The organism is Dysgonomonas sp. Marseille-P4677, assembly GCF_016652235.1.
Lineage (GTDB): Bacteria > Bacteroidota > Bacteroidia > Bacteroidales > Dysgonomonadaceae > Dysgonomonas.
Genome location: NZ_JAEPKU010000184.1, coordinates 1 through 6,255, shown reverse-complemented (window position 1 = coordinate 6,255; position 6,255 = coordinate 1). Strand labels below are relative to the sequence as shown.

The window sequence follows — 6,255 nt, the reverse complement described above, 5'->3', positions numbered from 1 at the left end:
ACGATATGCACCAGTTGAACCTGTATGATTACTCGGCCAGGTATTATGAAAGTGCTGTGGGAAGATTTACCAGTGTGGATCCTAGGGCAGAAAAGTTCTATAGTTGGTCTCCTTATGCGTATTGCTATAATAATCCGATTAAGTTTGTTGATCCGGATGGGAAAGTTCCGGTTTTACCTATTATTATAATTGTTGCATTATTATTAAACTCGGATGTTGTTGTTGCTCCAACAGGCGATCCATCAGATGGAGCCAAAATACAAGAGGCTAGAGATAATTACAATATGAATAATCTAGGTATTCTAGTGCCATTACCAGGAGGATCTGGAGCTAGTACTCTATCTGGTACGGTTGGAAAACAGTTTATTAAAGAAACAGGGAAACACGCTGAGAAACAAGTAGCAAAAGAAGTTGGAAAACAAATTGGAAAAGGAGTAACGCATCAAACATATACAAAGCAAAGACCATCAGATGGGAAAATCTATTCAGGGAGAACAAAAGGAAAAGGAACACCCGAAGAAAATATAGCGAAAAGGGATAAGAAACATCATAAAAATAAAGAAGGTTATGGACCCGCAGAACTTGATAAGTCTTCATCTAATGGTGATGCTATAAGAGGAAGAGAACAACAATTAATAGAAAAAAATGGAGGTGCGCAATCGCAAGGAGGAACTTCAGGGAATAGTATTAATGGAGTTAATCCTAAAAACCCTAATTCTAATAAATATGATGATGCTGCAAGAAAAAATTTTGGAGCTCCTTAAAAAAAATATAATAAAAAAAATGAAAAAACAAAGAATAAGTAAAGGTGCAATATTGGAAATCTGTATTGATAAACAATATTATGTTTATGCCCAAATATTAGAAAAAGCATCATATGCTTTTTTTGACTATAGAAGTAAAAAACAATTAAAAGATTTTTCTATTTTATTAAATAGTCCTATTTTATTTATTGTCAGTGTATATGATGATGTTATAACTGAAGGGCATTGGATAAAAGTAGGCAAGCTTTCAATAAGGAATGATTTACTACCATTACCTATGAAATTTATACAAGATGTATTGGATATAAACATTGTGGAATTATATGATCCAAATACAGGAGAAATTTTTCTTGCGACGAAAAATGATTGTTTAGGGCTTGAACGTTCTGCTGTGTGGGAAGCTGAACATGTAGAAAGCAGGATTAGTGATTTTTATAATGGAAAAAAAAACATTTGGGTGGAGCAGTTGAAAATGAAATAAAAGGTTATGCTTCATCCTTTGTTATTTACCCAATTCTCCTAATCTCAAACTTAATATACTCCTTTCCTTTGTTCACTATTTTGGTTTCAACGGTAGCCTTTCTTATAAATTTATTGTCGAAACCGGATTTCTTACTCAAGACGTCTTGAATAAGTTTAACCGGATTGTCTCAGTCTGAAAGAGAGTTGTTGAATCATTTTCATTTACAACATCATCGAATATAAAAAATCTCCTTGTACGATAAAAAAGTTACAATTAAAAACAATCAAAAATCAGTTATTTTTGTCACTTTTTTCTTAGCTTTATTTTTGGCTATAGAGATGGCAAAATGCACTGACTCAATCTCTACGACTATTCGACAGGATATTACGAAAGCGCAACAGGAAGGTTTGCCAGTGTCGATCCATTGGCGGAAAAGTATTACTCGATTAGCCCGTATGTGTATTGCGCAAATAATCCGATTAAGTTTATTGATCCGGATGGAAGACAAATATGGCCTGTTAGTCCTTTATTAGGCACCCATAATCCCGTGATTCCTATGGAACGAAATATTAGCATGATGAGTAATGCTGATAAAATAATAAGAGTAGGATCTAAGTCTGGAACCGAAAGTAAACTTAATCCAGCAAGACTTCAATCTGGTCGTAATATAGAAGCAGAACAATTACAAAAGTTGGAATTAGAAAAAAATACAGAGTCATTTACTAGAATAGATCCCAAAACAGGGAAAGAGGGTACGACAATTCCAGATGCAATGAAAAATGGACAGACTGTAGAAATAAAAAATGTCAAGCAACAAGGCTTGTCTAAACAATTGAGGCTACAAGAAAAAATCTCTAATGAAAATGGAACAAAGCCGTTGCTTCATATAAACAAGGATGCAACAATAACGAAACCTGTGCAAAATTCTTTTGAAATATCAACATATGGTAATTCATCCGTGATAGTACCAGATAATACAAGAGTTGCTACTCCAGTCCTCAAAAATCCGATACAAGAACAGCAAGATGCCCGAAAGTATAGGGAAGATAATTATTGGAAGCAAGCGGTAGAAGAAGGTAGAGTGGCATAAATACTCTGCTAAATTAGTTTATGCAGTTAAATTACGAATAACCTCATTAATATGAAATTTATGGAGCAAAAATAATATAAACTAATTTAAAATACATACTTAGCTATAAATTAAACTATTAAAACAGATGGATGAAGAATTGTTAATAAATAGTATTATTCCATATTTAGAGTGTTTCTTAAAGGAAGATCAATCTTTCTATCCGTTTGCTATGATAATGGATAAAGATGAGATTGCAAATGTAGTATCTCCAGAAATAGACGACGAGTATCCTACCTCAGAATATCTTATAAATCTTTATGAGCAAGGAATAAAGAAAGAATATAAAAAAAATAGAAATAAATATGTGCTAGCTGTAATATGTATTGATGTTTTTGTTAATAGTGAGGCGAGCAAACAAAATGCAGTTGAATTTAGGTTAATAAGTCCTTATATGGAAAAAAAAATTTATCTAAAATATACGATTAAAGACAATCATATTTATTGGGATAAATTAGATTCTTAATTCCTGTTCTTTGAAATTTGCAATCACGAATTAATTATCATTGCGATTTTCAATTCACTATAGAAATTATTCTGTCGATGTCATTATTGGCAGGGGAGGAGAATTTATCTATAGTATATACGCTTTGTTCAGTGGAGTAAAAAAGATACAGTATGGAGACTATTGCAAAATGTGTTACGTTTGTTACCTTTTTCATTATTCTTCAACAGCTTCAGGCGTGAAGCTGAAGACAGAGCAGCGCTATGACCCAACATTGGTTAATTCTCCGATAGGCACCACCACTCCTGCAACCGATGGACTGACCGATTATAAGAACACCGACTATGTAGGTAATATCATTTATGAGACCTCCAAAAGCTCGGCTGGAACGGTAAATAAGACCCGCATACTTGTAGACGGAGGTTATATTGAAAATGGAGTATATCACTATTACCTGGTAGATCATTTGGGGAACAACCGTGTAGTAGCCAATGCCAGCGGTACGATCAGCCAGCGAAATCATTACTATCCTTTTGGAACAGCCTTTGCCGAAAAATACGATGACGGTAAAAACCAAAAGTACAAGTACAATGGCAAAGAGTTGGACGATATGCACCAGCTGAACCTGTATGATTATTCGGCCAGGTATTATGAAAGTGCAGTGGGAAAGTTTACAAGTGTGGATCCGTTGGCAGAAAAGAAACCTTGGTTATCCCTGTACCATTATTGCAGCAATAATCCAATTAACAAGACTGATCCGAATGGTAGAGATGATATTTTTAATGAAAAAGGATTTTATGTAAAAAGTACAAATACCGAAACTAGAGACATAAAGGTTACTATTGGGGGGAAAGAAGTCTCCGTATTAGAGCTAAATCTAGACAATTCTAAAGAAAGACAGATTGCTGCAAATATTGTCGGTCATTATGCAATGGAAGCAGGAGTATCATTTATTGATCAGAACGGAGTAAAAATAGGGAGCGACCCTAAGGGTAATGTAGGGGTCGCAAGAATGCCAGGAGATGAGAATGTTGCTGCGTATAACAAAGGTGATAATATTTTTATAAGACGAATAAATGGAACATTACATCCAGTGATGGAAGACGGCAACAATATGGTTAATACGTTTGTACATGAAGATGTACATAAAGTAAACGATCATAGTACCAATGAAGAAATTAAAACAATAGAAAAAGAAACGATGGCTGTTTCGGGACAGATATCTCATTCTTCATATTCTAAAACAACAAGTCAATTTCAAAGAGGAGTTCTTAAAGGTTATGGAACAATTCTCGGTGGAACCAGGATGAGTGATGCTTCCATGATGAAAAGAGTAGAAGCTATTAATGCTCTTTTACCTAAAGATGTCAAATGGAAGTTGAATTTCAAACCTAACTTTGGTAATCCAATAATAGAACCTATACCAATAAAATAATATTATGTATGAATAAAATTTTTATATTATCAATTTTATCGTTTCTTTTTTTTATGTAAGAAAGAAATAAGTAAGAAAAGTTTAATCTATGGTGGAGATAAAGGTTATAAATATTGGTTGATTAAAAGCGATACAGTATATGATAGTGGTTCTCATTCTTTTAGGTATCTAGATGAAAATGGGAAATGGCTAGGTTTCTATATTAACCCAAAGGGTGAATTCGTTGAAAATAAATCTCCCGATGATGTTATAATGATTCACACATGGTCTTTACTAAATGACGGAGCTGAATCAAATTCATATTTTATCGAACTTAAGTAATATTGCATGCAAATTGCATGAATATATAAAAACAAAAAAGAGCTAGATGTGTATCTAACTCTCTGATTCTTAACTGTCTGTATACCAGGATTCGAACCTGGGACCCCCTGCTCCCAAAGCGAGCAAATTAACTTTTTTAAGTAATTTTATTTGCTCCGAAATATCTATATTTGCACTGTAAATCAATTAGATATATTTTGCATTTGGTTTGATCTGTTTGCATTTTTAACGTCACGAAAACGTCACGGATTTTCAAGTATAAATATAGATTATTTTATGACAAAACAGTTCACAAATAAAGGGTTCAATTTTAAGCTTTATCAAAAGAGAATAGATGGTAGTTATGCCATTTCACTAGTCCTAAGATTCAACAAGCAACGAACAATTATAAGTTTGCCTTTTTATGCCAAGCCTGAACAATGGAACGAAAAACGGAATCGATATATTGATGACGATTTTGCAAAGGATTACATCAAGGAAAATGATTTACAAGGTAAGGCTCGAAAAGATTATATAAACTCTTTACATCCCGAAAGATTTGCTAATAACGTCTATCTCGATAATAAGACTACAGAAATAAGGGAAATTATTAATGATTTCGAACGTCGTAAAGTTCCATTTACCAATGAGATGATTAGAGAAAAGTTGTTTGTATCAATAACATCTTCTTCCATTCATGACTACTTGATAGCACACATTAATAAACTACACAAATCAGACGAATATAATACGGCAAAAACATTTGAAAATCTCTTAGATTGCTTAAAACGATTTGATTCTTATTTGTATAAAAGACTTTTTGCAGATATAACCTACAAATATGTACTTGACTTCTATAACGAGCAAAAGAAATTAGGGCGAAAAGATAACGGAATACGTGTAGACCTGAGTGCATTGAGATCATTACTCAATAAAGCAATAAAAGAGGGAGTCGGTAGTCCCGAAACTTATCCATTTAGTTATCAATATGGGACATATACAGGAAAAGAAATATTCAATATAACAGCTTTAACAAAAGAGAAGACTAGAAAACGATTTATACCAGAGGAATATTTGAAGAAATTCTATGACTTCGAGTTCTCGTCTATTCCTCATATAAGAAGTAAGGCTTTATTCTTCTTTTCTTTTTTCTGTGGAGGAATCAATTATATTGACATGGCTAAAGTCAAAAAGACTGATATTAAACATGGTTTTAGTAAAGAAGGAAAACCAATCAGATATTTTGTATATCAACGATCTAAAACAGGTGAATTTATTGAAATACAGATTAATGATGATATTCAAAAGCAAATTAACATTCTCAATGATGTAACTTTGGGTATTCCTGTCAATGATTATTTACTACCTGTTGTTCTTTTAGAGGGCTTAGAAGGTAGTAGGCTAACAAAATATATTGTTGACAAACGGAAGAAGTATAATAAATATCTCAAGCAAATGGCAGAAGCGATGGAATTTCCAGAGGGCTTAAATGATATGACATCATATTTTGCTCGTCATAGTTTCGCCATGACCTTATATTCAAAAACCAAGTCGATTGACTTGGTTAGTGCTAGTTTGCACCACGATAGCGTGGAAACTACTAAAATATATCCTCAATCTTTCGGAAAAGATGAAATTGCGAAGGTCAGTTGCGGATTACTAAACTAAGGTTCTAAAATATATTTTTCCCATTTTATTTAAAATTGATTGTTATAAAGC

7 protein-coding genes are annotated in these 6,255 nt (G+C 33.1%); all 7 read left to right on the top strand.

Annotation, left to right across the window (positions count from 1 at the left end):
- Nucleotides 1-764, top strand: a 764-nt coding sequence (locus JGH11_RS20390) for an RHS repeat-associated core domain-containing protein (RefSeq protein WP_236264181.1), incomplete at its 5' end; no start/stop codon positions are given.
- Nucleotides 765-783: 19 nt separating this feature from the next.
- Nucleotides 784-1,245 (top strand): Imm26 family immunity protein, encoded by a 462-nt coding sequence (locus tag JGH11_RS18555; protein ID WP_201114290.1) that lies wholly within the window; start codon nt 784-786, stop codon nt 1,243-1,245.
- 439 nt (nt 1,246-1,684) lie between these two features.
- Nucleotides 1,685-2,317, top strand: coding sequence for a putative toxin (locus JGH11_RS18545; protein WP_370567635.1), 633 nt, complete (start codon nt 1,685-1,687; stop codon nt 2,315-2,317).
- A gap of 127 nt (nt 2,318-2,444) precedes the next feature.
- Nucleotides 2,445-2,822, top strand: coding sequence for a hypothetical protein (locus JGH11_RS18540; protein ID WP_201114288.1), 378 nt, complete (start codon nt 2,445-2,447; stop codon nt 2,820-2,822).
- A 217-nt stretch (nt 2,823-3,039) separates the two neighbouring features.
- Complete coding sequence (locus JGH11_RS18535) at nt 3,040-4,236, top strand: RHS repeat-associated core domain-containing protein (RefSeq protein WP_370567634.1); 1,197 nt, start codon at nt 3,040-3,042, stop codon at nt 4,234-4,236.
- A gap of 117 nt (nt 4,237-4,353) precedes the next feature.
- Complete coding sequence (locus JGH11_RS18530; protein ID WP_201114284.1) at nt 4,354-4,557, top strand: hypothetical protein; 204 nt, start codon at nt 4,354-4,356, stop codon at nt 4,555-4,557.
- Between the two features lie 276 nt (nt 4,558-4,833).
- Nucleotides 4,834-6,204, top strand: coding sequence for a phage integrase SAM-like domain-containing protein (locus tag JGH11_RS18525; protein ID WP_201114282.1), 1,371 nt, complete (start codon nt 4,834-4,836; stop codon nt 6,202-6,204).
- The last annotated feature ends 51 nt before the right edge of the window (nt 6,205-6,255 follow it).

What these genes read in the sequence shown, in the direction of transcription:
- JGH11_RS18555 (WP_201114290.1), top strand. Translation starts at nt 784, where the DNA reads ATGAAAAAACAAAGAATAAGTAAAGGTGCAATATTGGAAATCTGTATT.
- JGH11_RS18540 (WP_201114288.1), top strand. Translation starts at nt 2,445, where the DNA reads ATGGATGAAGAATTGTTAATAAATAGTATTATTCCATATTTAGAGTGT.
- JGH11_RS18525 (WP_201114282.1), top strand. Translation starts at nt 4,834, where the DNA reads ATGACAAAACAGTTCACAAATAAAGGGTTCAATTTTAAGCTTTATCAA.